The sequence below is a fragment of the Bradyrhizobium sp. 187 genome, from assembly GCF_023101005.1.
Lineage (GTDB): Bacteria > Pseudomonadota > Alphaproteobacteria > Rhizobiales > Xanthobacteraceae > Bradyrhizobium > Bradyrhizobium canariense_D.
The window spans coordinates 1,800,601-1,826,455 of record NZ_CP064693.1 but is presented as its reverse complement, the minus strand read 5'-3'; the positions used below and the strand labels follow the sequence as shown (position 1 = coordinate 1,826,455).

General features: G+C 65.0%; 24 protein-coding genes. 8 read left to right on the top strand and 16 right to left on the bottom strand.

Features of this window, described 5'->3' with window-relative positions:
• Positions 1-27 precede the first annotated feature (27 nt).
• Together IVB19_RS08745 and IVB19_RS08740 are read right to left on the bottom strand one after the other, a co-directional pair.
• A complete protein-coding gene (locus IVB19_RS08745; RefSeq protein WP_026232857.1) occupies positions 28-456 on the bottom strand; it encodes a VOC family protein in 429 nt (142 codons plus the stop codon).
• A 131-nt stretch (positions 457-587) separates the two neighbouring features.
• The gene (locus IVB19_RS08740) at positions 588-1,100 is read right to left on the bottom strand and encodes a cupin domain-containing protein (RefSeq protein ID WP_018455007.1); all 513 of its coding nucleotides are present in this window, start codon (positions 1,098-1,100) and stop codon (positions 588-590) included.
• A 127-nt stretch (positions 1,101-1,227) separates the two neighbouring features.
• Here IVB19_RS08740 and IVB19_RS08735 point away from each other — a divergent pair, with 127 nt between their 5' ends.
• Positions 1,228-1,446, top strand: coding sequence for a CsbD family protein (locus tag IVB19_RS08735; protein WP_007606928.1), 219 nt, complete (start codon positions 1,228-1,230; stop codon positions 1,444-1,446).
• A 58-nt stretch (positions 1,447-1,504) separates the two neighbouring features.
• Here IVB19_RS08735 and IVB19_RS08730 read toward each other — a convergent pair whose 3' ends face one another.
• The 5 genes from IVB19_RS08730 to ggt form a co-directional block, all read right to left on the bottom strand.
• Positions 1,505-1,969 (bottom strand): FKBP-type peptidyl-prolyl cis-trans isomerase, encoded by a 465-nt coding sequence (locus IVB19_RS08730; protein WP_026232858.1) that lies wholly within the window; start codon positions 1,967-1,969, stop codon positions 1,505-1,507.
• A 60-nt stretch (positions 1,970-2,029) separates the two neighbouring features.
• Positions 2,030-4,321 (bottom strand): xanthine dehydrogenase family protein molybdopterin-binding subunit, encoded by a 2,292-nt coding sequence (locus IVB19_RS08725; protein WP_018455010.1) that lies wholly within the window; start codon positions 4,319-4,321, stop codon positions 2,030-2,032.
• Positions 4,322-4,323: 2 nt separating this feature from the next.
• The gene (locus IVB19_RS08720) at positions 4,324-5,340 is read right to left on the bottom strand and encodes an FAD binding domain-containing protein (RefSeq protein ID WP_026232859.1); all 1,017 of its coding nucleotides are present in this window, start codon (positions 5,338-5,340) and stop codon (positions 4,324-4,326) included.
• A gap of 4 nt (positions 5,341-5,344) precedes the next feature.
• A complete protein-coding gene (locus IVB19_RS08715; RefSeq protein WP_026232860.1) occupies positions 5,345-5,959 on the bottom strand; it encodes a (2Fe-2S)-binding protein in 615 nt (204 codons plus the stop codon).
• A 169-nt stretch (positions 5,960-6,128) separates the two neighbouring features.
• The gene (gene ggt, locus IVB19_RS08710) at positions 6,129-7,715 is read right to left on the bottom strand and encodes a gamma-glutamyltransferase (protein ID WP_018455014.1); all 1,587 of its coding nucleotides are present in this window, start codon (positions 7,713-7,715) and stop codon (positions 6,129-6,131) included.
• Positions 7,716-7,899: 184 nt separating this feature from the next.
• On the opposite strand from ggt, the gene trhO reads away from it, so the two are divergent.
• Both trhO and IVB19_RS08700 read left to right on the top strand, forming a co-directional pair.
• Positions 7,900-8,682 carry an oxygen-dependent tRNA uridine(34) hydroxylase TrhO gene (gene trhO, locus IVB19_RS08705; protein ID WP_018455015.1) on the top strand — a complete coding sequence of 261 codons (783 nt, stop codon included), beginning with the start codon at positions 7,900-7,902 and terminating at the stop codon, positions 8,680-8,682.
• Positions 8,672-8,890 carry a SlyX family protein gene (locus IVB19_RS08700; protein WP_007606917.1) on the top strand — a complete coding sequence of 73 codons (219 nt, stop codon included), beginning with the start codon at positions 8,672-8,674 and terminating at the stop codon, positions 8,888-8,890. Before trhO ends, IVB19_RS08700 begins: the two co-directional genes overlap by 11 nt.
• A gap of 6 nt (positions 8,891-8,896) precedes the next feature.
• On the opposite strand, the gene IVB19_RS08695 is transcribed toward IVB19_RS08700, so the two are convergent.
• The gene (locus IVB19_RS08695) at positions 8,897-10,801 is read right to left on the bottom strand and encodes a sensor domain-containing diguanylate cyclase (RefSeq protein ID WP_085357456.1); all 1,905 of its coding nucleotides are present in this window, start codon (positions 10,799-10,801) and stop codon (positions 8,897-8,899) included.
• Between the two features lie 170 nt (positions 10,802-10,971).
• A complete protein-coding gene (locus IVB19_RS08690) occupies positions 10,972-11,187 on the bottom strand; it encodes a hypothetical protein (protein ID WP_007595236.1) in 216 nt (71 codons plus the stop codon).
• Between the two features lie 110 nt (positions 11,188-11,297).
• Here IVB19_RS08690 and hemE point away from each other — a divergent pair, with 110 nt between their 5' ends.
• A complete protein-coding gene (gene hemE / locus IVB19_RS08685) occupies positions 11,298-12,332 on the top strand; it encodes a uroporphyrinogen decarboxylase (RefSeq protein WP_085357455.1) in 1,035 nt (344 codons plus the stop codon).
• A 202-nt stretch (positions 12,333-12,534) separates the two neighbouring features.
• Here hemE and hemC read toward each other — a convergent pair whose 3' ends face one another.
• The 3 genes from hemC to IVB19_RS08670 are packed head-to-tail and all read right to left on the bottom strand — an operon-like array spanning position 12,535 to position 15,808.
• On the bottom strand, positions 12,535-13,515 hold the full coding sequence (gene hemC, locus IVB19_RS08680) for a hydroxymethylbilane synthase (RefSeq protein WP_247475124.1): 981 nt from the start codon (positions 13,513-13,515) through the stop codon (positions 12,535-12,537).
• A gap of 25 nt (positions 13,516-13,540) precedes the next feature.
• Complete coding sequence (locus tag IVB19_RS08675; RefSeq protein WP_085394149.1) at positions 13,541-15,166, bottom strand: GMC family oxidoreductase; 1,626 nt, start codon at positions 15,164-15,166, stop codon at positions 13,541-13,543.
• A gap of 51 nt (positions 15,167-15,217) precedes the next feature.
• Positions 15,218-15,808, bottom strand: a complete 591-nt coding sequence (locus IVB19_RS08670; RefSeq protein ID WP_018455020.1) for a TetR/AcrR family transcriptional regulator — start codon at positions 15,806-15,808, stop codon at positions 15,218-15,220.
• A 100-nt stretch (positions 15,809-15,908) separates the two neighbouring features.
• Between IVB19_RS08670 and IVB19_RS08665 the strand changes: the two genes are divergently transcribed.
• Positions 15,909-16,274, top strand: coding sequence for a nuclear transport factor 2 family protein (locus tag IVB19_RS08665; RefSeq protein WP_018455021.1), 366 nt, complete (start codon positions 15,909-15,911; stop codon positions 16,272-16,274).
• Positions 16,275-16,618: 344 nt separating this feature from the next.
• On the top strand, positions 16,619-18,580 hold the full coding sequence (locus tag IVB19_RS08660) for a putative bifunctional diguanylate cyclase/phosphodiesterase (RefSeq protein WP_247821324.1): 1,962 nt from the start codon (positions 16,619-16,621) through the stop codon (positions 18,578-18,580).
• A gap of 145 nt (positions 18,581-18,725) precedes the next feature.
• On the opposite strand, the gene IVB19_RS08655 is transcribed toward IVB19_RS08660, so the two are convergent.
• The 4 genes from IVB19_RS08655 to pgm form a co-directional block, all read right to left on the bottom strand.
• Positions 18,726-19,706, bottom strand: coding sequence for a PDR/VanB family oxidoreductase (locus tag IVB19_RS08655; protein ID WP_247821323.1), 981 nt, complete (start codon positions 19,704-19,706; stop codon positions 18,726-18,728).
• A 10-nt stretch (positions 19,707-19,716) separates the two neighbouring features.
• Entirely contained in the window at positions 19,717-20,469 is a 753-nt protein-coding gene (locus IVB19_RS08650) for a GntR family transcriptional regulator (protein WP_247821322.1), read from the bottom strand.
• Positions 20,470-20,475: 6 nt separating this feature from the next.
• Complete coding sequence (locus tag IVB19_RS08645) at positions 20,476-21,525, bottom strand: aromatic ring-hydroxylating dioxygenase subunit alpha (protein WP_198957655.1); 1,050 nt, start codon at positions 21,523-21,525, stop codon at positions 20,476-20,478.
• A gap of 291 nt (positions 21,526-21,816) precedes the next feature.
• Entirely contained in the window at positions 21,817-23,463 is a 1,647-nt protein-coding gene (gene pgm / locus IVB19_RS08640; protein WP_247821321.1) for a phosphoglucomutase (alpha-D-glucose-1,6-bisphosphate-dependent), read from the bottom strand.
• A gap of 141 nt (positions 23,464-23,604) precedes the next feature.
• On the opposite strand from pgm, the gene IVB19_RS08635 reads away from it, so the two are divergent.
• On the top strand, positions 23,605-24,747 hold the full coding sequence (locus IVB19_RS08635) for an alpha/beta hydrolase family protein (RefSeq protein ID WP_247475120.1): 1,143 nt from the start codon (positions 23,605-23,607) through the stop codon (positions 24,745-24,747).
• A gap of 85 nt (positions 24,748-24,832) precedes the next feature.
• Positions 24,833-25,735, top strand: coding sequence for a transglycosylase SLT domain-containing protein (locus IVB19_RS08630; protein WP_247821674.1), 903 nt, complete (start codon positions 24,833-24,835; stop codon positions 25,733-25,735).
• The last annotated feature ends 120 nt before the right edge of the window (positions 25,736-25,855 follow it).

Here is a 25,855-nt window from a genome sequence, read left to right as displayed (position 1 = left end):
TCGGTTTCTTGCTGTTGTGGGGTTAGATCAGGCGTTCGCCATGTCGGACTGCGCCGCGAAGGCTGCCATGTCCATCCAGTTCACGCCCCACATGTGGCCGTCCGGATCCTCGAAGCTGCGGCCGTACATGAAGCTGTATTCGTCCTTCGGGCTGGGATCGGCCACCCCGCCTGCAGCCGCGGCCTTGCTGACGATATCGTCGACCTCGGTCCGGCTATCGGCGGACAGGCAGAATAGCGCCTGGTTTGAGGTCTTTGCATCCGAGATCGGCTTCGGCGTGAACTGCCGGAATTTCTCGTGGGTCGTCAGCATCGCGTAGATGGTCTCGGAAAAGACCATGCAGCTCGCTGTTTCGTCGCTGAATTGCGGGTTCCTGGTCGCACCGACCGCCTCGTAAAAGGCAGTGGCGCGCTTGAGGTCGGTCACGGGCAGATTGAGGAAAATCATCCTGGGCATCGGAGCTCCTTGGGCGGGGTTCTGCCCAAGGACGGACAGCCAAGCGGCGATCCGACACGGCTTCCGGATCTTTTTTGGAGCCCTGCCCGCGAGGTTCTGTCACACAGAACCCGCTGGCTTTCAGGCGATCCTCACTTCTTCTCGTTCGGATCGCGGTGAATGGGATCGACCCACAGGACGGTCGCTGGCTTCTCGACCGGCTCGATATCGAGGTTGATCGCCACCGCCTCGCCGTCGCTGCGCACCAGCACGCATTCCAGCACCTCGTCCGCGCTGGCGTTGATCTCCTGATGGGGCACGTAGGGCGGCACGAAAATGAAGTCACCGGGGCCGGCCTCTGCGGTGAATTGCAGGCTCTCGCCCCAGCGCATCCGCGCCTTGCCCTTCACCACATAGATCACGCTTTCGAGATGGCCGTGGTGATGCGCGCCGGTCTTGGCGTCGGGCTTGATGCTGACCGTGCCCGCCCACAATTTCTGCGCACCGACGCGCGCGAAATTGATCGCGGCCGCGCGGTCCATGCCCGCCGTCGACGGAACGTTGGTATCGAGCTGGTTGCCGGGAATGACGCGCACGCCGTCATGTTTCCAGCGATCGTGGTGATCGTGGTCATGGTGGGAATGCGAATGGTCATGGCCGGTCATGGGACTTGCTTTCTATTGGTTCCGTGTGCGGCAAACTAACCCAAAGCCGCGACATCGAGCCATAACAAAATCGGAACCCTCATAACCGTCGAACGTTGTCTTGGCGAGCAAACCGCAGGAGAGTTTCATGGGTAGCACGACCGACAAGATCAAGGGCACCGCAAACGAGGCAATGGGCAAGGCCAAGCAGGGCGTCGGTGAAGCCACTGGATCCGAGCGCCTGAAGGGTGAAGGTGCAGTCCAGGAAGTGAAGGGCAAGGGCCAGCAGGCCATGGGCGACGCCAAGGACGCCGCGAAGGACGCGGTTGATCGCGCAGCCGCTGCGGCCAAGCGCGCGACGGAGTAACGGCGTCGCACTGAATGCGAAAAGACCGGCCGAGAGGCCGGTCTTTTTGTTTGCGGGCTTACTTCACCCCGAGCAATTCCACGTCGAACATCAGCGTCGCGTTCGGCGGGATCACGCCGCCTGCGCCCCGGGCGCCATAGCCGAGCTGCGGCGGAATGATCAGCGTGCGCTTGCCGCCGACCTTCATGGAGGCAACACCCTCGTCCCAGCCGGCGATGACGCGGCCCTTGCCGATCGGGAATTCGAAAGGCTCGTTGCGATCCACTGACGAGTCGAATTTCTTGCCCTTCTGGCCGTTCTCGTAGAGCCAGCCGGTGTAGTGCATCACGCAGATCTGGCCCGGCTTGGGCGAAGCTCCGGTGCCGGCGACGCTATCGGTAATCTGCAAACCTGAAGCTGTTGTCATGGTCTTCCCTGCGGTCTGGGCCGAGGCCGTGGTGGAAACGAAATCGGACACGCCGGCGATCACGGTGATCGCGAGTGCCGACATGATGGCGAGGAGCATGCGCTGTAAACGCTGCATAAGAGACCTTCCGTTTGAGGCGCAAGGTGTCTAGCGCAACGCTGACGCCGTTTCCACCCCTCACACCTCGATATTTTCGAGCCGCACGGGCAGCTTGCGGATGCGCTGGCCCGTGGCGTGATAGATCGCATTGCAGATCGCCGCATTGGTGCCGACATTGGCGAGCTCGCCAAGGCCTTTCACGCCGGCCGGGTTGATACGGTCGTCCTGCTCGGAGAGCAGGATCACTTCGACACCGGGCACGTCGGCATTCACGGGGACGAGATAGTCGGCGAGATTATCGTTGACGTAGCGTGCATTGCGCTCGTCGATCTCGGTGGCCTCCAGCAGCGCCGAGGACATGCCCCAGATCAGGCCGCCCATGAGCTGGCTGCGCGCCGTGCGCGGATTCATGATGCGGCCCGCCGCAAACGCTCCCACCAGCCGGGGGCAGCGGATTTCATGGGTAAAGCGGTTGACGCGGACCTCGACGAACTCAGCACCGAAGGCATAGGCGATCTTGTCTTTCATCTGATGGCCACCGACGAGCCGCGCGTGCCCGCTGTGCATGGCCGTGAAGGAATCCAGCGGCGCGCCTTCGGGCTTCCACTCGCCGTATTCCTCGACGATGCCGACGCCGAGCGCGTCGAAGGCCTTCTCGAGATCGAGTGGACGATCGCTCTGCGCCGCCTGCGTGCTCGGCGCCTGGCTGATGCCGACAGTCTCCTTGGCCTTGTCGGCGAGGCTGTCGCTCGGCATCACGGCCTTGAACAGCCTTTGGCGAATGCGGTCGCACACCATCATCACCGCCGAGCAGGTGCTGGCAGTCGAGTTCGAACCGCCGGCAACGGGCGCCGGCGGCAGATCGCTGTCACCCAGGAAGACCGCGACCTTCTCCAGGGGCACGCCGAGCCGCTCGGCCGCGGTCTGGGCGATGACGGTATACGCACCGGTGCCGATCTCGTGACCGGCGATCTCGACCCGGGTACGGCCGTCGCGCTGGAGGCGGACGCGCGCGGCAGACGGCGCCATCTGCGTCGGATAGCAGGTGGCAGCACAGCCATAGCCGACCAGCCAGTCGCCGTCCGACATCGATTTCGGCTGCGGCGAGCGCTGCGACCAGCCGAACGCCTTCGCGGCCTCGTCGAAGCACGCCATCAAGGACCGCGATGTATAGGGCTTGCCGCCGATCGGCTCGACGGTGGTGTCGTTGATGCGGCGGAGCTCGACGGGGTCCATGTTCAGCTTCACAGCGAGCTCGTCCATCGCGCTCTCCAGCGCGAAGAGATACGGCACCTCCGGCGGCGAGCGCATGAAGCCGGGCGTATTGCGGTCGGCGCGCACGATCGACACCAGACTTGCGACGTTCGGGCAGGCATAGAGCCGCGTCGTCGTCTTGGTGCCGCCGACGCAATAGGCATCCGGACGCGACGAAACCTCCGCGCCGTCGTGCCTCAAAGCCACCAGCTTGCCGTCCCGACCCGCACCAAGCCTGATCTCATGGCGCGTCTCGGCGCGGTAGGTGGCGATGGTGAAACCCTGGTCGCGGGTTGGCACCAGCTTGATCGGCCGGTTCAGGCGTTTGGCAATGCCGGCGATGATGGCAGTGCGGGACGTCATCGAACCGCGCGAACCAAAGCCGCCGCCGACATAGGGATTGACGACACGGACCTTGTCGGCGTCGATACCGAGCTGCTCGGCGACGCCGTTCTTCAGGCCGTAGACGTACTGGCTGCCCTCGTAGACGACGAGCTCGTCGCCCATCCAGGCGCAGCTCGTCGTAAACAGCTCCATCGGATTGTGGTGCTGGGTCGGCGTTTCATAAGAGGCGGTGAGCTTGACCTCGGCCGCGTCGAACGCCTTGGCGAAATCGCCGACCTCCGGGTCTTCCTTGAACTGTGCGTTCTGCCCCTTTGCCGCTGCCGTGGTGGTCCCCGGCGAGTCGAAGCTCGCACTCGGCGCCGCGGCCGTGTAGCTGACCTTGACGCGATTGGCGGCCTCGCGCGCCGCCTCGTAACTCTCGGCGATGACGACGGCGATGATCTGGCCGTCATGGGCGATGTCGGCCGATTTCAGCGGCTGGATCGTGGTGCCGGCATAGCCGCCATTGCTGAACAGTTTCGATTCCTTCAGCTTCGGAGCGTTCTCGTGCGTGACGATGTCGATCACGCCGCGGACCCGCCTGGCATCGTCGAGATCGAAACTGTCGATGCGGCCCTTGGCGATGGCGCTGGTGACCAGGAATGCGTAAGCTGGATTGTCGAGCGGCATGTCGGACGCATATGTCGCCCGGCCCGTGACCTTTGCGGCCGCGTCATAGCGCGGCACCGGCTTGCCCATGTTCGCTTTCGGCTCGGGAGCTGCAGCGGTCATGATCAGATCTCCATCGTTACGGCCTGCTGGAGCGCGCGCGCCACCACGCGCTTGCCGAGCGCGATCTTGAAGCTGTTGTGCTGGCGGCCCCTGGCGTCGGCAAACGCGGCATCGGCCACACGCTGCGCCAGACCGTCGTCGAATTTCTGTCCCTTCAGCAGCGCCTCCGCCTCGCGCGCCCGCCACGGCACGGTGGCGACGCCGCCGAGCGCGACACGCGCGTCCCTGATCGTGCCATCCTGCACGTCGAGCGCGACCGCAGCCGACGACAGCGCGAACTCGTAGGACTGCCGGTCGCGCGCCTTGAGATACACCGAGCGCGGCCAGCGGCCGGGAACGGAGAACGCAGAGATCAGCTCACCGGGCCGAAGCGTGGTCTCGATGTCGGGCGTCCTGCCGGGTGCCTTGTGCAAATCCGCAAACGGCAGGTTGCGCGTTCCGGACCTGCCGGTAATCTCGACCATCGCATCGAGCGCGATCAGCGCCTGCGCAAAATCGCCGGGATAGGTCGCGATGCACTGATCGGACGTACCGAGCACCGCATGCATGCGATTGACGCCGTCCATGGCGGCACAGCCCGAACCAGGATTGCGCTTGTTGCAATTCTCATAGGAAACGTCGCGGAAATAGCTGCAACGCGTTCGCTGCATCACGTTACCGCCGAGCGTCGCCATGTTGCGCAGCTGGGCGCTGGCGGCGAGCTTCAGGGAATTCGCGATCACCGGATAGTGGCGCTGGATCTCGGCATGCGCGGCCACGTCGGACATCTTCGCGAGCGCGCCGAGCCGCAAGCCGTCACTGCCGGGCTCGATCGCCGACCAGCCCCGCGCCAGCGGATTGATATCGACGATCGCGGCGGGCCGCATCACGTCCAGCTTCATCAGGTCGATCAGCGTGGTGCCACCAGCGAGCGGCTGTGCTGTAGCCTTCGTCAGCGGATTGTTCGCAGTTGCGGCAGCACTGAGCGCCTGCACCGCCATGTCGGGGTCTGTTGCCCTTTGATACGAAAACGGTCGCATGCGCCTAGCCTTTCATGATCTCGGGCGCGGCCTGCTTCACGGCGGCGACGATGTTGGGATAGGCGGCGCAGCGGCAGATGTTGCCGCTCATGTATTCGCGGATGTCGGCCTCGCTGCCCGCATGCCGCTCCTTGACGCAGGCAACGGCGGACATGATCTGGCCCGGCGTACAATAGCCGCATTGAAACGCATCGTTGTCGACGAAGGCCTGCTGCATCGGATGCAAATGATCGTCGGTGGCAAGGCCCTCGATCGTGGTGATCTCCTGCCCCTCGGCCGCGAGCGCGAGCGTCAGGCACGACACCACGCGCCGGTCGTCGATCAGTACCGTGCAGGCACCACATTGGCCGTGGTCGCAGCCCTTTTTGCTGCCGGTGAGCTTGAGATGCTCCCGCAGCGCGTCGAGCACCGTCGTGCGGGCGTCGATGCGCAGGCGCTTGTCCTTGCCGTTGACCCGCAGCGTGACATCGACAGGAAGCGCCGGATCCTGGGCGGCCGACACGCTCGCATCCTGCGCGGCCGCACGCGCCGTCATGGGGACCAGCGCGCTGCCGGCAACGCCGGCCATGAAGGCGCGCCGATCGAATTCGGACGGTCCGGAACCTGATTTTTCGGACATGGAGGGCCTCCGCCGCTTCGAGCAAGAGCAGCGCACGCCTGCACCGCTCATCGGCCCTTAACCTGAAGCAATGAGCTCCGTTCCGAACGAGAAAGGGCGACGCAGCAAATGCCGCGTCGCCCTTCGTCAACTTTTCCTGATCTCGCGCGGGGAACTCCGTGCGCGGTGGTCAGTATCCAAGCGCGCAACCGTCTTTGCGCGGATCGGAACCGCCGGTGAGCGTGCCCTTGTCCCAGTCGATCCAGATCGCCTGCGCGCCGCCGAGCGGACCGACGACGCTGGTGGTCTTGTGGCCGAGCTTCTTCAGGCCTTCGACAATGGCGGCCGGCACGCTGTCCTCGAGCTGGTACTGACCTTCATAATGCAGGCCGCGCGGCATATCGATCGCCTCCTGCACGTCGCAGCCATAATCGAGAATGTTGGTCACCACATGGGTCTGGCCAACCGGCTGATATTGTCCGCCCATCACCGCGAACGGCATCACGGAACGGCCGCCCTTGGTGAGCAGGCTTGGCATGATCGTGTGCAGTGGACGCTTGTCGCCGGCGATGCAATTCGGGTGGCCGGGCTGGATGCGGAAGCCGCCGGCGCGGTTCTGGAGCAAAATGCCGGTCTTGTTCGAGACGATCGCCGAGCCGAAGGAATGCGCAACCGAGTTGATGAAGGAGCAGACGTTGCGGTCCTTGTCCACGACGGTGATGTAGATGGTCGACGGGTTCATCGGCGGCGCGACGTTCGGCAGGTCGAGCATGCCGTCCATGCGGATCTTGTCGATGTGCTCGTTGCAGTATTCCTTGGCGAGGATCCTGGCGACCTCGATCTGCATATGCTCGGGATCGGCGACATGCAGCTCGCGATGCATGTAGGCGATGCGCGCGGCCTCGGCTTCGAGGTGGAAGCGCTCGATGCTGAGCGGCGCGTATTTCGTCAGGTCGAAACGCGACAGGATGTTCAGCATCAGCAGCATGGTGAGGCCGGGTCCGTTCGGCGGGCACTGCCAGACGTCATAGCCCTTGTACATGGTCCCGATCGGCGTCGTCGTCTCAGTGGTGTGCGCGGCGAAATCGTCGAGCGTGTGCAGGCCGCCGATCCCGCGCAGGGTCTCCACCATGTCTTCCGCGATCGGGCCCTTGTAGAAGGCGTCGCGGCCGTCCTTGGCGATCGCCCGCAGCGTCTTGCCGAGCTCGGCCTGGCGGATGACGTCGCCGGCCACCGGCGGCTTGCCGTGCGGCAGCAGATACCGCTCCGTGTTGGTGCCGGCCTTCAGCTTCTCGAACTGGTTCTTCCAGTCGAAGGCGATGCGGGGGGCGACGACGTAGCCTTCCTCGGCCGCCTTGATCGCGGGCTGAAGCAGCCGGTCGAAGCCGAACTTGCCGTGATCGCGCAAGACGGTTGCAAAGGCGTCGATCACGCCGGGGATCGAGACCGCATGCGCCGAGGTCAGCGGCACGGAGTTGATCTTGCGCTCGAGATACCAATCGGCGTTCGCCGCCTTCGGGGCGCGGCCGGAGCCGTTATAGGCGATGATCTTGCCCTCGCCGCGCGGCTGGATCAGCGCAAAGCAGTCGCCGCCGATGCCGGTCGATTGCGGCTCGATCACGCCGAGAATGGCCGAACCCGCGACGGCCGCGTCCACCGCCGTGCCGCCCTCGCGCAGCACCTCGATCGCGGCAAGCGACGCCTGCGGATGCGAGGTCGCCACCATCGCGTTGGTGGCGTGGACCGTGGACCTGCCGGGGAAATGGAAGTTTCTCATCGAATTCTGCTCTCATTGGGCGTCTGGTGCGGATGGCGCGCCATCTCGGAAAAACCGGGCCTACATGACACATTCCGGCCGGCCGGGGCAATGCTGGCATGCCAGGGAAATGGCTGCCATCCGCCGGGAATAGAGCTGCTCGATGCGGGTTTTCCGGGCGAGCCCCGCCTGCTAAACGGGCGCCATGATTTACAAGGTCGCCGCCTTCTACCAATTCGCCGCGCTGCCCGATTACCGCGAGCTGCGCGAGCCACTGCGCGCGTTCTGCGCCGGCCTGGAGCTAAAGGGCAGCGTGCTGCTCGCGCAGGAGGGCATCAACGGCACGGTCGCGGGCGCGGGCGAGGCCATCGACGCGCTCACCCAAGAGCTCGCTCACGGCGACATGTTCGGCGGCAGGTTGAACAATCTCGAATTGAAGTTCTCGACCGCCGAGACGATGCCATTCGGCCGGCTCAAGGTGCGGTTGAAGAAGGAGATCGTCACGCTCGGCGACGAAAGCGCCGACCCGACGCGGCAGGTCGGCACCTATGTCGATGCGGCCGAATGGAACGCGCTCATCGAAGCGCCGGATACGCTGGTGCTCGACACCAGGAACGCCTTCGAGGTGGCGATGGGGACGTTCGAGGGCGCGCTCGACCCCGGCATCAGGAGCTTTGGCCAGTTCAAAGATTTTGCGGCCGAGCAGCTCGATCCCGCCAGACACCGCAGAATCGCGATGTTCTGCACCGGCGGCATCCGCTGCGAGAAGGCGAGCGCACACCTGCTCGCGCGCGGCTTTGCCGAGGTCTATCACCTCAAGGGCGGCATTCTCAAATATCTGGAAGAGGTGCCGGAGGCTCAGAGTCGCTGGCGCGGCGAATGCTTCGTGTTCGACGAGCGCGTCGCGCTCGGCCACGGTTTGCAACAACTTGGTTTGCAAGAATTTGGATTGCGCGAACGGGACAAGGACGCGGCACGTGACGAATGAGATCAAGACGCTCGGCGAGCGCATCGACACGCTGGAGACCCGCCTCGCCTATCAGGACGACGCGATTGAGACGCTGAACCAGACCATCACCGCGCAGTGGAAGCAGATCGACGCGCTGACGCGGAGAATCGCAGAGCTCGGCGAGCGGCTGCAGGAGGCCGAGGCGAATGCGCCGGGAGCCGCCAATGAGCGTCCGCCGCATTATTGAGCGGGCTTACTGACCGGACGCCTTGAGAAGAAGGTTACTCACCTCGCCCGACATCATCAGCCGGTTGCGCCCGGCCTCCTTGGCGGCATAGAGCGCCTGGTCGGCGGCCTCGACCAGCGAGGTGACGCCGGCCGTGCGCTCCAGCGCCGGCCGGCACGCAGCACCGCCGAGCGAAGCGGTGACGCAGCCAGCCACATGGTTGCTGGTGTGGACCAGGCCCGCATCACGGATCGCCCGTCGAATCCGGTCGCCGATCAGGGCGCAGCCCGCAGCGTCGGTGTTCGGCAACAACATGGCGAACTCCTCGCCGCCGTAACGCGCCGCAAGATCGCCGGAACGCTGCGCCTCAGCAGCGATGATCTGGGCCACCTGCCGGAGGCAGGCATCGCCCGCGGGATGGCCGTAGTCGTCGTTGTAAGACTTGAAGTGGTCGACGTCGATCATCAGCAAAGAGAGGCTGGAGCGCTCGCGATAGGCACGCGCCCACTCCTCCTTCAATCGTTCATCGAAGCGGCGGCGATTGGCAAGCCCGGTGAGGCTGTCTTCGATCGCGAGCGTTTCGAGCCGGGTCTCGAGCTTCTTCTGCTCGGTGATGTCGCGCGAGATCGCGACCACGCCGTCGACGCGGCCATTCTCCTTGCGGGTCACCCGCATGGTCGATTCGAGCCAGACTTCCGAGTTCTGCCGGTGCACATTGCGATAGGTGACCCGCGCCTCCTCCGCATCGCCGCGCTTCATGGCGTCGACGAGGGCCTGGACCTGCGGCCGGTCGTCCGGGTGAATGCCGGCCAGCGCGAGGGTACCGATCAGTTGATTGGCGCGCCAGCCAACGACGCCGATCGATGACGGCGAGACATAGCGCAGCCGCTCGTCGAGCCCGATACGGGTCACCATGTCACTGGAGCCTTCGGCAAGCAGCCGGAAATGCGCTTCCTTCTCGACCAGCGCGGCCGCCATACTCTGGCCCCGTTGCAGCTGCCGCACCAACACCGCACCGATGATCGCGATCAGCATGACCAGCGCGAGCACGTAGAGCATGCGGGAGATCGCCGCAGCACGCCAGGGCGCCAGCAATTCGGCCTTGTCGACGGTGGCGAGCAGGACCAGCGGATAACGGCCGGAGCGCTTGAAGAAGCTGACCCGGTCGGCACCGTCGAGCGGCGACTTGAAATGGTAGGCGCCGCCCGGCCGCTGCAAGGCGGTATCGCGGAACAGCGGCGTATCGGCAACGCTGCGACCGACGAACCTGTCGTTGCTGGGGTTACGCGCGATGATCAGGCCGTCGCCGTGCGTCAGCGCCACCGAGCTGTTGCGGCCGATCTCGAACTGTTCGTAGAAATGCGAGAGATATCCCGAGCTGATGGTCGCGAGCACCACGCCGCCGAAGCTGCCGTCCAGCTTGTTGAAACGGCGCGACAGGGTGACGACCCACTCGCCGTCGAGCAGGCTCTTCACGGGGCGGCCGACATGGGGTTCCCGTTTCGGCGAGAGCTGGTGATAGCGGAAGAACGCGTCGTCATTGAGCGTCGAGCCGATCGTGCCAGGCGAGGTCAACCAGTTGCCGCGCTCGTCGATGATGGCGAGGCTATGGATGCGCTCTATCGCCTTCTTTCGCGCCTCCAGCAGGTTTCGGAGCTTGGCGATCGTGGCCGGCTCGGTGCCGTCCATCTCCAGCCGGCTGACGACGCCGACGACGCCTGAATCCAGGAGATCGAGGCTGTCCTCGGCATGTTGCGTCAGCGAGCGCGCAACGTTCGCCATTTCTGCCTCGGCGCCTTTGAGCACCGCGTCGCGGGCCGCCCATTCCCGCCAGCCGCTGACGCCGAGGATGGCCACGCAGGTCAGCGCGACGAACGCAGCCGCCCGCAGCGGCAGGCGGCTCCATCCGGCTCTTTGGGTTACAGCACTCATGCAGCAGAATTCTCCGATGACCGGAAACTCTGCTGCTTCTGTTATTGAACTCTGAAACACCGGGAGAACTATGCAGTGATGTCCCCGGCTTCCGTAGTCGTACGGACGCCGGAATCAGCGCATCGCTAACAAGGCATTAGCAAACCTATCGGAATCCGGCGCTCTCCGCCTTAGCTGAAGATCGCCTTAACCTTGTCCCAGAGCGAGGGATTGTCGGCCTCCGCATCGGCCTTCGAGGGCGTCGGCTGGGCGGCGCTCACGGGGTCGGACGCCGGGAAGGTATCTTTCAGACCGGCGTCGAGCTTGGCGTGGCGGTCGGCGGCGAGCGCTTCGTGCAGATCGTCGGCGTGCTTGTCATGCGGCGCGGGGTTGAATGTCTCAGCCATGGTCTCGTCCTCCGTTGGCTGGTCAACGCGGCCCAATTGCGCTTGGTTCCCCTGTTCCGCTTCGGGCCGTGGCGGTGTATCAGGAGCCCTAACCATCTTCAGGACCGTTCGTGCCCCAGTCTGCGACCAAACCATTCATCGACGTCCTCTCCGGCCCGCGGCAGGTCGTTCCGCCGATCTGGATGATGCGGCAGGCCGGCCGTTACTTGCCCGAATATCGCGAGGTGCGCGCCAAGGCCGGCGGCTTTCTCGATCTCTGCTTCAACCCGGAGCTTGCCGCCGAGGTGACGCTGCAACCGATCCGGAGGTTCGGCTTCGATGCGGCGATCATCTTCTCCGACATCCTGGTGATCCCCTATGCGCTCGGACGTTCCGTGCGCTTCGAGGTCGGCGAGGGTCCGCGGCTCGAACCGCTGGATGATCCCGCCAAGGTCGCAACACTGGCGAAGCACGCCGATTTCGGCAAGCTCGCGCCGGTGTTCGAGGCCCTCAAGATCGTGCGCAGCGCGCTCGATCCCAAGATCGCGCTGATCGGCTTCTGCGGCGCTCCGTGGACGGTGGCGACCTACATGGTCGCCGGCCAGGGTACGCCCGACCAGGCCCCGGCGCGGATGATGGCCTACCGGCATCCGGAGGCGTTCGCCGAGATCATTGACGTGCTGGTCGAGAACTCGATCGAATATCTGCTGGCGCAGCTTGCGGCCGGCGCCAACGCCTTGCAGATCTTCGACACCTGGGCCGGCGTGCTGCCACCCTCCGAGTTCGCGCGCTGGTCGGTCGAGCCGACCCGGCGCATCGTCGAAGGCGTGCGCGCCAAGGTGCCGGACGCCAAGATCATCGGCTTTCCGCGCGGTGCCGGTGCGCAACTGCCCGGGTTCGTCGAGGCGACCGGCGTCAACGCCGTCAGCATCGACTGGACCGCGGAGCCGGCCTTCATCCGCGAGCGCGTGCAGAGCAAGGTTGCGGTTCAGGGCAATCTCGATCCACTGGTGCTGATCACAGGCGGCGCCGCGCTCGACCGCGCGGTCGACGACACGCTGGCGAATTTCGCGCAAGGGCGGTTCATCTTCAATCTCGGCCACGGCATCCAGCCGGAGACGCCGATCGCCCATGTCGAGCAGATGCTGAAGCGGGTTCGGGGCTGATTTATTTTGCGCCTGGGGAGCGGAAAAACAAAAAACGCGAAAACAACCCCATGCACAGTAGAGAGGCCACGCCCGATCAATGACTTAGGGCGGACTGAAATTAGGTGCGCCGTCATCGCATCAGAGCGCGCCAACATTTGACCCGTCGGGCAAAACAGGCGCATGATGCCATCATCCCACCGACCCCCGCCTCGCGGCCGACTTAGCGCGGCCGGCTGCGCTCGATGATCCCCGCGGCGCCCTTGGCCAGCAGATCCAGTCCCACCGCACGGCCGAGTTCGCGTGGGCGATTGGCGGGGCCCGAACGCAAGGCTTCGACGATGGTGTTGCCGGAGAGATCGAGCACGGACGCGGTGAGCGACATCTGATCACCCGCAATGGTCGAAAAGCCCGCCACCGGCGAATTGCAATGGCCGTTCAGCACCCACAGCACCTCGCGCTCTGCATCGGCGCAGGCGTGGGCAGCGGGATCGTCGATCGATGCGAGGATGCGACGCGTCTGCCAGTCCTGCGCGGCGCATTCGACGGCGACGATGCCCTGCCCCGCTGCCGGCAGCATCTCGGCTGCGGTAAACTCGTAGGCGATGCGCTGTGAAAGGCCGACGCGGTCGAGGCCGGACCGCGCCATGATGAGCGCATCCGCAGGCCCCACCGCGCCGCCATCCGGCAGGCGCTGCTTCTCGCCATTGTCGAGTTTTCGCACGCGCGTGTCCGCGGCGCCGCGGAAGTGGATGATCTCCACGTCCGGAAACAGCCGCCGCGCATAGGCGGCGCGGCGGACGGCGTTGGTGCCGATCTTGAAACCCTTGCCACGCGATTGGCGCAATGCCTCCAGCGTCACGCCGTTGCGCAGGACCAGCGCGTCATTGGGAGGATCGCGCGAGAGCGTGGCGCCGATCACGAGGCCGGGCGTGTCTTCGTTGCCGGGCATGTCCTTCAGCGAATGCATCGCCGCCTGGAGTTCGCCCGACAACACGGCGGCGCGGATCTGCGCCACGAAGGCACCGCCCTTGCCGCCATGGGGCAGCAGCTTGCTGGTCTGGTCGAGATCGCCCGTGGTGTCGAACTTGACGATCTCGACGTCGAGATCGGGCATGGCAGCGGTCAGGCGGCGCGCGATCTCTTCCGTCTGTGCCAGCGCCATCGCGCTCTTGCGTGTGCCGATCTTGAATCGCGTAGCCAAGCCCAAATCCTCTCAAGACGCGAGTTTACCGCGCATCCTCCAATATCATGTCGGACGCCTTTTCGGCGATCATGATGATCGGCGCGTTGGTGTTCCCCGACACGAGATCGGGCATGATCGAACCGTCGACGATTCGGAGGCCTTCGAGGCCCCTCACCTTCAGCCGCTGATCGACCACCGCGAGCGCATCATTGCCCATACGACAGGTCGAGGTCGGATGGTAGATGGTGCTGCCCCGCTCACGGCAATAGTCCAGCAGCTCGGCATCCGTGGACACCTTCGCTCCGGGATCGTACTCGTCGACCACGAACGGCTTCAGCGCCGGTGCATGCAATATCTTGCGCAGGATCTTCAGGCCTTCCACGTTGGTGGTGCGGTCGGTCTCGGTCGACATGTAGTTGATGCGGATCTCCGGTGGCACTGTCGGGTCGGCGCTCTTGATGCGCAAGGACCCGCGGCTTTCGGGACGGAGCTGGCACACCGACGCCGTGAAGCCGGAGAAATCGTGCAGCTTCTCGCCCATCTTGTCGGTCGAGAACGGCAGGAAGTGGACCTGGATGTCGGGCGAGGCCAGCCGCGGACTGGTCTTGAAGAACGCACCCGCCGTGCCGGCCGCGATCGTCAGCCAGCCTTTGCGGAACAGCGCATAGCGCGCGCCAGCCATGGTGCGGCGGAGCGGATGATTGACGGTGTCGTTCAGCGTGATCTTCTGCGAGCAGCGCATCACGATGCGGACCTGCATGTGGTCCTGGAGATCGTGCCCGACGCCCGGCGCGTCCAGCACGACGTCGATGCCGTGCTTGCGCAGGAGGTCGGCGGGTCCGACGCCGGAGAGCTGGAGCAGCTGCGGCGAGTTGTAGGCGCCGCTCGACAGCACGACCTCCTTGCGCGCACGGGCGCGGCGCAATGTGGCGCCCTGACGGTATTCAACGCCGATCGCGCGGCGGCCCTCGAACAGCACGCGCTGGCCAAGCGCGCCAGTTTCGATCTTGAGATTGCGACGGGCCTTGGCGGGGCCGAGATAGGCCACCGCCGTCGAGGCGCGGCGGCCGTTGCGCGTCGTGGTCTGGAACAGGCCGACGCCTTCCTGGGTGGCGCCGTTGAAATCAGGATTGTAGGGCAGACCGGTCTCGACCGCGGCATCGATGAAGGCCTTCGACAGCGGGTCGGTCACCACCATGTTGGAGACCGGCAGCGGGCCGCCGCTGCCGTGGTATTGATCGGCGCCGCGCGACTGGTTCTCGGCCTTCTTGAAATAGGGCAGCACGTCGTCATAGCCCCAGCCGGCGTTGCCGCGCTGACGCCATCTGTCGTAATCCTCGTGCTGACCGCGGACATAGAGCAGGCCGTTGATCGAGCTCGATCCGCCCAGCGTCTTGCCGCGCGGCTGAAACACCTGGCGGCCCTTCAGCTCGGGCTCCGGCTCGGTCTGGTACATCCAGTTGACGGTCTTTTCCTTGAACAGCTTGCCGTAGCCGAGCGGCACGTGAATCCAGATGTTGGAATCCTTCGGGCCTGCCTCGAGCAGCAGCACGCTGTGCTTGCCGTTGGCCGACAGCCGGTTGGCGAGCACACAGCCGGCAGAGCCGGCACCGACGATGATGTAGTCGAATTCAGGGTCGGAGGGCGTCAGGGAGGAAGTTGCGTTCATGCGCTACTGTTCTTTTTGTTGACGGGCGTTTCCAATCATCACTTAGCACGATCATGCAGCCACGCGCAGCGCCTCGACCAGCGACCTGAACGCACGGGCATATTCCGCACCCGCCCTTGCGATATCGGCGCGTCCGGCGCAGGCGACGGCGGCCTCCGTTACCGCGCCGAGCAGCAGCCGGGCCAGCGGCTCGACCGGCTGCCGCGCGATCAGGCCGGCCTCCATCGCCGCCGCAATCGCGCGCGGCAGCTTGCCGCCGAAATGTTTGGCGTCGATCTCGCGCCAGCGCTCCCAGCCGAGCACGGCCGGGCCGTCGCGCAGGATGATCTGGCCGGTCGGGCCCTTCGCGGTCGCGGCGAAATAATGCTGGGTGCCGGCGACCATCGCGGCAAGCACGTCCTTCTCGGCACGGGCCGTGCTGTCGATTTCGGCGACGAGGTCGCGCGAGACCTCATTGAACACCGCTTCGAACACCGCCTCCTTGGTCTTGAAGTGATGATACACCGCGCCCTTGGCGACGTGGGCGGCTTCGGCGATCTCGTCCATCGTCGTCGCGACAAAGCCTTGCGTCCCGAACAGGCGGCGCGCCGCCGTCAGGATCGCCTCCGATGTCGCAGCCCGCCGCTCCGCCTGTTTCGCCATGGGTCTGCTGTAGTCGAAATGGACGAGGACAGCCAGTTGACTTTTCGACCGTCGGTCGGTATTTACCGACCAACAGTCGGTTTTATTCGTGAGGTGCACCATGCCGAGCCGTGATGTCGTCGAAGCTTTTGCCAAACGATTGGAGGACGGGGATTTCGTCGGGGCGATCCTCGACTACTACACGCCGGACGCCGCCACCTATGAAAACCAGGGCGACCCCGTGGTCGGACGCGACAAGCTCGCCGCCAAGGAGCGCGGCGTGCTGGCAGCCTTCAAGGAGGTCAAGGCGGTGCGCATTGGGCCGAGCCTGATCGAAGGGGATCATGTCGCGACGCGCTGGAGATTCAGCTTCACCAATGCCGAAGGCATCATCCGAACGTTGGATGAGATCGCATGGCAGACCTGGCGGGGCGATCAGTTGATCGAAGAGCGGTTCTATTACGATCCGAAGCAGTTGGGGCGGTGATGCCTGAAGCACAACTGTCATCGCCCGGCTTGACCGGGCGATCCAGTACTCCGAGACAGGCGTGATTGATCCGATAGGCCGCGACGTATTGGATGCCCCGCCCCAGTGTGCAAGTGCGCACAAGGAGGGGCATGACAGTGGAATTGTTGGCGAACACCGGGCTGCCGTTACAGCCGTAACGCGAGGCGCCGCATTTGTATCGATTTGTTGTCGATACGACCTCACGAACACGCAGAAGTGGTCGCGGTGATCGTCGCAAGCTCGGATAATTCATAGTTCGTCAAAGGTTTGCAGCGAATTTCCCGGACCGGGCCGGACAGGCGGCCCATGCTGCAGGCTCTGCAATGCGGACTGAAACGACCAGCTATTTCGCGCGGCTGTTCGCCGGCGATCTTTCGGCCTTTGGCGGTCCCGTAACCGACGAAGCCGTCGCCGGCCATATCCGCGCCGAACAGATGTCACTGGTGCTCGGCTATTCCGTCGGCATCATGCTGGCCAATGCCTGCAACGCCGCGGTGCTGGCGATCGCGCTGTGGCAATCGCCCGACCGGGTGTTCGTGCTGATCTGGGCCTTCGCCCTGGCCGGCGCCGCCATCGGGTTCGGTCTGCAATCCCACGCCGCGCGCCGCATCACCAAGCCGCAATTCGTCTCGCGCCGCGCCATGCACCGGCTCGTTCGCAATGCCTTTCTCCTCGGCGCCGCCTGGGGCATCGTCCCGGCCGCGTTCTTTGCAGGCGCCTCGACCGGCGGACAGCTCGTCATCACCTGCCTCTGCTCGGGAATGCTGGCCGGCGGCGCGCTTGCTTTCGCCACGATCCCGATCGCGGCCATCGCATTCACGGCGCCCATCTTCCTGGGGATCGCCATCTGCCTCGGCAGGAACGGCGACCTCGCCTTCCTGCTGATCGCCTTTCTCGTCGTGGTCTACGGAAGCGTGTTGTTGCGCGGCGTGTTCGTCAATTCATTCGTGTTCGCGCGGCGCGTGATGCGGCAGATCGAGGCCGAGCGTACGGTGCGGCAGGACTCGCTGACCCATCTGCCCAATCGCGTCGCGTTCAACGAAACGCTCGATGCAGCCTTGAAGCGGCTCGCTCTGTCCGGCGAGGAATTCGCGGTGCTTCTGCTCGATCTCGATCGTTTCAAGGAGGTCAACGACAAGTTCGGCCATCCCGCCGGCGACGAGTTTCTGGTCCAGATCGCGAGCCGCCTGCAACGCTGCACCCGCGCGGCCGAGCATGTCGCACGCATCGGCGGCGACGAGTTCGCGCTGGTGATGGCCAATCGGGCGCGCCCGGAGGATGCGCTCGAGATCGCCGAGCGCTTCGTCGCGGCCTTCGATGAACCGTTCCAGATCGAGGGCCGCCAGATCGTCGGCGCGACCAGCGTCGGCATCGTGCTGGCGCCGCGCGACGGCAGCACGCAACTCGACATCATGAAGAACGCCGACACCGCGCTCTACCGCGCCAAGAAGGCCGGACCCGGCACGGTGTGTTTCTTCGAGGAGGTCGACGACCGCTCGTCACGCGACCGCAAGGCGCTGCAATCGGATCTGGAAGGCGCCATCGCCAGGGACGAGCTGTTCCTGGTGTTCCAGCCGTTCCTCGACCTCGGCGGCAACCGCATCACCGGCTTCGAGGCGCTGCTGCGCTGGCAGCATCCCCAGCGCGGGCTGGTGCCGCCGAGCGAATTCATACCGATCGCCGAGCAAACCGGCTTGATCCACGAGATCGGCGAATGGGTCGTCCGCCGCGCCTGCGCGACGGTTGCCGAGTGGCCCGAAGAGATCAGGGTCGCGGTGAATTTCTCGGCCGCGCAGTTTCACAACAACGGCCTCCTCCAGATCATCGTGCAGGCGCTCGCGGACGCGAAGATCGCCCCGCACCGCCTCGAGATCGAGATCACGGAATCGATGCTGCTGTCGAAATACGGCTCGGCCGCGTCCGTCCTGAATGCGCTGCTGGAGCTCGGCGTCACCGTGGCGCTCGACGATTTCGGCACCGGCTTCTCCTCGCTGACTTACCTGCGCAAGCTGCCGTTCAGCCGCATCAAGATCGACCAGTCCTTCATCCGCGACATGCTGGTGCAGCCGGACTGCGCCGCGATCGTGAAATCCGTGATTGGGCTCGCGCGCGACCTGCGCATCGGCGTGGTCGCCGAAGGCGTCGAGACCGCCGACCAGCTCGAATATCTGCGCCAGATCGGTTGCGACGAGGTGCAGGGTTATCTCATCAGCCGGCCGGTGTCGGCGGATGGCGTTCTGGCGCTGCTTGATCCGAAGAAGTTGCGGGCGACCTACGCGGCGTAGCCACCAAAGCATTCACGGCGTCACGGCCGGGCCTGTCCATCCACACCTACGACATCGCACGAAGAACGTGGATGCCCGGGCCTTCGCCTCGCCGAAGCGGCTCCGACCGCGCAGGCGGGACAAGCCCGGGCATGACGACCTCACCTCAGACCGGATCCGCCCGCAGCAGCGTGTCCACCGTGATGGTGCCCCGCGCGCGGGAAACGCAGGCGCAGATCTTCTGGTTGCTTTGCTTCTGATGGTCGCTGAAGAAGACGTCGCGATGGTCGATCTCGCCGTCGATCGCGACCACGTCGATGGCGCAGAGGCCGCATTCGCCCCGCTTGCAATCGTACATCACGTCGTGGCCGCTGGCGTTGAGCACGTCCAGCATCGAGCGCTTGCGCGGGATCTCCAGCTCGACATCGGAGCCCTTCAGGCGCACGCGAAATGTCTCAGTCGGCAGCGTGCCGCTGGAGCCGAAAGTCTCGTAGCGGAGATCGGGAAGCGGATGGCCGGCGCCGATCCAGGCGTGGCGCGCGGCATCCAGCATGCGCATCGGGCCGCAGAACAGCGCCAGCGTGTCTTTGGGCACCGAGGCGAACAGGGCGTCGAGATCGAGCCGCTTGACCTCATCGCTGGCGTGAACGACCAGGCGATCACCCAGCGTTGCGGCGAGATCGTCGAGATAGGCGGCCTCGGTGCGCGAGCGCACCGCGTAATGCAGCGTGACATCGGTGCCGCGCCGGGCCAGCGCCTGCGCGGCACCGAGAATCGGGGTGATGCCGATGCCGCCGGCGATCAGGCAGTAGTTTTGGCGTGCCCAATCGACGGCGAGCAGCGAGGCGGGCGTCGTGATGTCGAGCCGCGCGCCCGGCCGTAACGACCACATATAGCGCGAGCCGCCACGCGAATCCTCGGCGCGGCGCACGGCGATCCTTAGACCCTGGGACGAGGCTTCCCCGACCAGCGAATAGGACCGCGTCTCGGGCTGCCCGTCGATGGTAACGCTGATATTGATGTGGCTGCCGACCGGATAGGCCGTGCCGTCGAACTGGTCGGGCCGGATCAGGAATTCGCGGATGCCGGGTGCGAGATCGCGCATCGAGACGAGCGTCGCCGGAATCCAGGTTTCGATGAAGCGCATGGCACTCCCCTCAATCGGTTGCGGACCTGATCAGCGCGAGCGCCGGCAAGAGGTCGAGATGGGTCCGGTTGCGCAGTGCGAGCCGCAAATTGCGGACCGCGAGCCGCGCATGCTCGCGCATGACCGCTTCGGCGCGGGCGCCTTCGCGGTTCTCGATGGCGTCGATCACGACGCGGTGGTGCTCCTGCCCGATGATCAGGATTTGCTGTGCCTCGGGCAGCGCCGACTGCGCCATCACGAAACCGCTCGGGGACGCAAACGGCAGCGACGAGGCGCGGTCGATCTGCCGGATCAGCGGCGGGCTTCGCGCCAATTCGGTGAGCAGGGCGTGGAAGCGCGCGTTCAAAGTGACATAGGACGAGAACGCATCCACCGAGATCGGGACCTGGCGCAACAACTCGTCGATCGCGGCGAGGCACTCCTTCAGCGGCTCGAGCTCGCGCGCGGAGACGCCGCGCTCGGCGGCAAAGCGCGCGGCGAGCCCTTCCAGCGTGCCGCGCAGCTCGATGGAATCAGAGATGTCGCGCTCGGAGAACGCCTTCACCATGAAGCCGCCGGAGGGAATCGCCTCCAAGAGGCCCTCCTCCTCCAGCCGCACCAGCGCCATGCGCACCGGGGTGCGCGAGGCGCCGGTGGTCTCGACCGCCTGGAGCTCGGAGATGCGCTCGCCCGGGCGCAACGAGCCCGACAGGAGCTGGTCGCGCAGCGCGAGCTGCGCCTTCACGGTCTGCGAGACGGAGCGGTCGACCTCGCGCTCGGCCATGTCGGCTTACTCCGCGGCCTGAAGATGCTGCGGCGGATTTTCCTTTGCCACCATCTTGTCGATCAGCTTGCGCGTCCACATCGCGCCGGCGTCGATGTTGAGATTGTAGAAGATGCGATCCGGGTTCTCGTCCATCGCGCGCTGCTGCGCCTCGAGGATCAGCTCGTCCTCGTGGAAAATGCCGGAGACGCCCTCGCGGATCTCGGTGGTGATGCGCTGCTCACCGAGCTGATAATTGCGCACGAAGGCCCAGAAATAGTGGCAGGTCTTCTCGGTCTCCGGCGTGATGGTGTTGAGCACGAAGCCGTTGACGCCTTGCGAGCGGTCGCCTTCGGGCGCGCCGGTGCCGGTCGGCGCCACGCCGACGTCGATGGCAATGGTGCACGGCGCCTCGAAGCGGATGATCTGCCAGCGATCGACGAGCCCGGACTTGCCGAGCTGCTTGGCCCAGAACGGCGGCGCCTCGATGCCGCGCATCCAGCGCGTCACCGTCACCGTCTTCTCGCCATGGGTGACGTCGAACGGCGCCTCCGCAACCGCCTCGTTGCCGATGGACGAGCCGTGCACGAACGTCTCGTGGGTGAGGTCCATGAGGTTGTCGAGCACGAGGCGATAGTCGCAATTGACGTGGATGGTCTTGCCGTCGCCGGCCCAGGCGGGGTCGTGATTCCAGTGCAGGTCGGGCACCAGCGCAGGATCCGCCAGCGCGGGATCGCCCATCCAGAGCCAGATGTAGCGATGACGCTCGACCACCGGATAGGCGCGCACGCAGGCCGACGGGTTGATGGTCTCTTGCGAGGGCATGAAGGTGCAGCGCCCTTGCGCGTTGTACTTCAGGCCGTGATAGCCGCAGACGACGGTGTCGCCTTCGAGCCTACCCTTGGACAGCGGCACCAGGCGGTGCCAGCAGGCATCCTCCAGCGCAGCCACCGAACCATCGGCCTTGCGGTACATCACGACGTGCTTGCCGCAGATCGTCCGCGGCAGCAGTGCCGGCTTCACATCGGCGTCCCAGGCGGCGGCATACCAGGCGTTCATCGGGAAGGGTTTTGTCACCGGTTCACTCCCAAGGCTTGTGGATACGTTATGTATACAATAGCGGAGGAATGGAATCGTTCAAGGGCGGATGGGAGCGTATTATAATACCTTTATCTCGCATCGTGTATACAAACCTGTTCCGCTGTCATTCCCCGCGAAAGCGGGGAATCCAGTACTCCGCGGCGGTTGTTGGTTTATTCAACTGGCGCCACGGCGTACTGGATCACCCGCTTTCGCGGGTGATGACACCTGTTGATGCGGCGAGTCTCCCCCTGGGGGAGCAGTGGCAGCGGCGCTTTGGCTCGACGACTACGCCCCGAACACCTTCACCAACCCTGTCTGAGCCTCCTGCTGAATCGCCTTCAGGTGCTCGGGGCTGCGAAAACTCTCCGCGTAGATCTTGTAGACGTCCTCGGTGCCTGACGGCCTTGCGGCGAACCAGCCGAAATCGGTCTCGACCTTGATGCCGCCGAACGGCTGGCCGTTGCCGGACGCCTTGCTCAGGGTGGCGCGGACGGGATCGCCGGCGAGATCCTTCAGGCCGAGCTGCTCGGGCGTGACGGACTTCAGGATGTTCTTCTGCGGCGTGGTGGCGGCGACGTCGATGCGCGCGTAATGGGGCACGCCGAACTCGACGGTGAGATCGTTGAAGAGCTGGCTCGGATCACGGCCGGTCTTTGCCATGATCTCGGCCGCGAGCAGGCCGAGGATGATGCCGTCCTTGTCGGTGGTCCACACCGTGCCGTCGCGACGCAGGAACGAGGCGCCTGCACTCTCCTCGCCGCCGAAGCCGAAGCCGCCCGTGAGCAGGCCGTCGACGAACCATTTGAAGCCGACCGGGGTCTCGACCAGCTTGCGGCCGAGTTTTTTCGCGACGCGGTCGATGATCGAGCTCGACACCACCGTCTTGCCGATCGCGGCGCCCTTGCCCCAGTTCGGGCGGTGCGCGAACAGATAGAAGATCGCGGTCGCGAGATAATGGTTCGGATTCATCAGGCCGCCGGTGCGCGTCACGATGCCGTGGCGGTCGGCGTCGGTGTCGTTGGCGAAGGCGACGTCGAAGCGGTCGCGCATCGCGATCAGGCTCGCCATCGCGTAAGGCGAGGAACAGTCCATGCGGATCTTGCCGTCCCAGTCCACCGTCATAAAACGGAACGTCGGGTCGATCGCCTCGTTCACCACGGTCGCCTTCAGGCCGTAGCGCTCGATGATCGGATGCCAGTAATGCACGGCGGCGCCGCCGAGCGGATCGATGCCGATATTCACGCCGGCGGATTTGACCAGGTCGAGATCGACCACGTTGCCGAGATCGGCGACATAGGGTGTGACGAAGTCATAGGCGTGGACGTTCGCGGCTTTGCGTGCCCTGGCGTAGTCGATGCGGTTCACGCCTTTGAGGCCGTCGGCGAGATAGGCATTGGCGCGCTTCTCGATCACGGAGGTCGCGTCGGTGTCGGCCGGTCCACCATGCGGCGGATTGTATTTGTAGCCGCCGTCCTCGGGCGGATTGTGCGAAGGCGTGACGACGACGCCCTCGGCAAGGCCGGAGGTGCGGCCCTTGTTGTAGGTCAGGATCGCATGCGAGATCACCGGCGTCGGCGTGTAGCCGCCGTCCTTGTCGATCATGATGTCGACGCCGTTGGCCGCGAACACCTCGACGGCGCTGACCAGCGCCGGCTCGGCCAGCGCATGGGTGTCGATGCCGATAAAGAGCGGACCGGTCAGCCCCTTTTCACGTCGGTAATCACAGATTGCCTGCGTCGTCGCGAGGATATGGCTCTCGTTGAAGCTGGTTTTGAACGAGGTGCCGCGATGGCCGGAGGTGCCGAACGCCACCCGCTGCGCGGGATCGGCGACATCAGGCTTGCCGGCGAAATAGGCCGTCACCAGCCGCGGAACGTTGGTGAGCGCGTCCGGCGAGGCCTGCTTGCCCGCCGCGGGATGAACATCAACCACTGGATATACCTCGTCCTGTCGTAGAATTGCGCGATACCATAGCATCGGCCAAGCCCCCGCCAAGAGCACAACACCCGCGATGGGGCGGCCGTTCCTGAGATCATGCTATGGTCTTTTGATCGGGGCTTTTCGAGTCGGGGCATGACGCTGTTTCAGAGGCTCTTGGTTGTTCTGATGGCCTGGTTTGCGACGGCTGGCATCGTGCCCGATGCAATGGCCGCGGAGTTCTACACCGAGGACTTGCGTATCCCGATGGCCGAGGCCGGACTGCAGGGGCTGGAGGCGTTCCTGGTCCGGCCGGCCGGGACCAGGCGCTATCCGCTCGCGCTGCTCAGCCACGGCTCGCCGCGCAGTTTCGACGATCGCGCGACGATGTCCGCGCACAAATATTACGGCATCGCTCTCGAATATGCCCGGCGCGGCTTTGCGGCGCTGATCGTGATGCGGCGCGGCTACGGCACCTCGCCCGGCGGGCGCGTCGACAGCGTCGGGGGCTGCGCCAATGCCGCTTACCTGCCGGCGGCGGCGGTCGCGGTTGCGGATTTGCGCGCGGCGATCGAGGCGATGGCGCGCAGGGCCGACGTCGCCACATCAGGCATGATCGCAGCCGGTCATTCTGCCGGCGGGTTCGCCACCGTCGCGTTGACCGCGCAGGCGCCAGCGGGTCTCGTCGCCGCGATCAGCTTTGCCGGCGGGCGCGGCTCGCGCGACGACGACGACGTCTGCAATCCCAACGGGCTGGTGCAGGCCTTCGCCACGTTCGGCAAAACCTCGCGTGCGCCGATGCTGTGGGTCTACGCCGCCAACGATTCGTACTTCGGTCCCGAGCTCGCGCGCCGCCTCCATGACGGATTTCGCGCCAATGGCGGCAACGCGAAATTCGTCGCAGCGCCGCCTTACGGCGACGACGGCCACTATCTCTATTCGGTGGTCAGCCGTCCGCAATGGACGCCATATCTCGACGCCTTCCTGCGCGAGCGAGGTCTCGGCCACGATATCCTGAGCCCGCCTGATCCGCTCGCGCCGCCGGGCCAGCTCAGCGAGGCCGCGCGTGCCGAGTTCGCGCGCTATCTCGCCAGCACGGTGCCGCACAAGGCTTTTGCGGTGTCGCCGAACGGCGGTTACGGCTGGCGCTCGGGGCGGGCAACCGTCGACGACGCCCAGCGCGATTCACTTGGCGCCTGCACAAAATGGTCGCCCGCCTGCACGCTCTATGCGGTCGACGACAAATTGGCCGGGGCTGCGCCAAGCACATCAACCGACCAGAGCTCGCGGTCGCGATAGCTTCATTGCGCCGCTGGCCGGTCGCGCCGTCCGAGCCAGGCCGCCAGAAAATCGGTTGTTAACTCGAAAGATATAATACATGTCCATGCTGCGGGATCGAACACACATCAATGCCCGCGCGGCGTGGACACACGTTGCGATCGCTGTGCTTTGGTTGGCATCCACCTCCGTGCACGCTCAGGGCAGCGCTCTGAACGGCGCGGAACCGGCGTTGGCGGCTGGCGGTCACCATGCAGATCTCGGCGCTGGAGAGACGCCGGCCTCGCGGGCGGCGATTCGAAAGATTATCGAAAGAGAAACGGCCAGGACCGATCTGCCCGCCGACATCGCGGAGGCCGTCGTCTTCGTTGAAAGCGGATACAATCCGGGCACCATTGGCGCCGTCGGCGAGATCGGCCTCATGCAAATTCGACCCGAAACGGCAGCGATGCTCGGATTTCGGGGACATAACGCAGAGCTCGCAGAGCCCGATATCAACATCCACTATGGCGTTCTCTATCTGAGCCGCGCATGGCGCCTGGCAGGCGGGGACCTTTGCCGCGCCCTGATGAAATATCGAGCCGGTCATGACGAGGAGTCCATGACGCCGCGCTCCCAGGTTTATTGTCATCGCGCCCGTAATCGTCTTGTCTCTATGAACTCGATGAATGTGGGAAACCAGGCTGCCGCCGTCCCAGATGTGGCACCGGCGCCAACTCCGGCGCCCACCGTCTCGAAGTCGGCGCACAATCAGAAATCAGCGCACAATCAAAACAGACCGGCACAGCCGAAGGACGTTTACGCACGTTACCGTCAAGGCACGGCGGTCGCGAGCAGGGCATACTGGGCAGCACAGGAAGCCCGGGTCCGCATCATCAAGGCTCGCGTCGAAGCCAAGTGGAAACGGGTCGCATCCACGCCAATAGAATTAGAGTCGCCTGCCTTGAGACGAGCAGCGATTGGACGAACGACATTTTTGAAACCGGACTTTGAAACCGAACCTGAATAGAGATCATGCACAATAGTTTGAGAGTTTTGTTTGCAATCTTCGCGACCGGCGCCGTGGCGCTGTCGGCCTTTCTCGCCATTCGGTTCCTGGTCGGCTTCAGTGGCTGAAGCCGACGGCTCA

Coding starts and splice junctions, on each gene's coding strand:
- IVB19_RS08660 (WP_247821324.1), top strand. CDS start 16,619: ATGCGGACTGAAACGACCAGCTATTTCGCGCGGCTGTTCGCCGGCGAT.
- IVB19_RS08725 (WP_018455010.1), bottom strand. CDS start 4,321: ATGACCGCTGCAGCTCCCGAGCCGAAAGCGAACATGGGCAAGCCGGTG.
- IVB19_RS08665 (WP_018455021.1), top strand. CDS start 15,909: ATGCCGAGCCGTGATGTCGTCGAAGCTTTTGCCAAACGATTGGAGGAC.
- IVB19_RS08690 (WP_007595236.1), bottom strand. CDS start 11,187: ATGGCTGAGACATTCAACCCCGCGCCGCATGACAAGCACGCCGACGAT.
- IVB19_RS08715 (WP_026232860.1), bottom strand. CDS start 5,959: ATGTCCGAAAAATCAGGTTCCGGACCGTCCGAATTCGATCGGCGCGCC.
- IVB19_RS08695 (WP_085357456.1), bottom strand. CDS start 10,801: ATGAGTGCTGTAACCCAAAGAGCCGGATGGAGCCGCCTGCCGCTGCGG.
- IVB19_RS08735 (WP_007606928.1), top strand. CDS start 1,228: ATGGGTAGCACGACCGACAAGATCAAGGGCACCGCAAACGAGGCAATG.
- IVB19_RS08650 (WP_247821322.1), bottom strand. CDS start 20,469: ATGGCCGAGCGCGAGGTCGACCGCTCCGTCTCGCAGACCGTGAAGGCG.
- IVB19_RS08655 (WP_247821323.1), bottom strand. CDS start 19,706: ATGCGCTTCATCGAAACCTGGATTCCGGCGACGCTCGTCTCGATGCGC.
- trhO (WP_018455015.1), top strand. CDS start 7,900: ATGATTTACAAGGTCGCCGCCTTCTACCAATTCGCCGCGCTGCCCGAT.
- IVB19_RS08745 (WP_026232857.1), bottom strand. CDS start 456: ATGCCCAGGATGATTTTCCTCAATCTGCCCGTGACCGACCTCAAGCGC.
- IVB19_RS08675 (WP_085394149.1), bottom strand. CDS start 15,166: ATGAACGCAACTTCCTCCCTGACGCCCTCCGACCCTGAATTCGACTAC.
- IVB19_RS08740 (WP_018455007.1), bottom strand. CDS start 1,100: ATGACCGGCCATGACCATTCGCATTCCCACCATGACCACGATCACCAC.
- IVB19_RS08670 (WP_018455020.1), bottom strand. CDS start 15,808: ATGGCGAAACAGGCGGAGCGGCGGGCTGCGACATCGGAGGCGATCCTG.
- IVB19_RS08635 (WP_247475120.1), top strand. CDS start 23,605: ATGACGCTGTTTCAGAGGCTCTTGGTTGTTCTGATGGCCTGGTTTGCG.
- IVB19_RS08730 (WP_026232858.1), bottom strand. CDS start 1,969: ATGCAGCGTTTACAGCGCATGCTCCTCGCCATCATGTCGGCACTCGCG.
- IVB19_RS08720 (WP_026232859.1), bottom strand. CDS start 5,340: ATGCGACCGTTTTCGTATCAAAGGGCAACAGACCCCGACATGGCGGTG.
- ggt (WP_018455014.1), bottom strand. CDS start 7,715: ATGAGAAACTTCCATTTCCCCGGCAGGTCCACGGTCCACGCCACCAAC.
- IVB19_RS08630 (WP_247821674.1), top strand. CDS start 24,833: ATGCTGCGGGATCGAACACACATCAATGCCCGCGCGGCGTGGACACAC.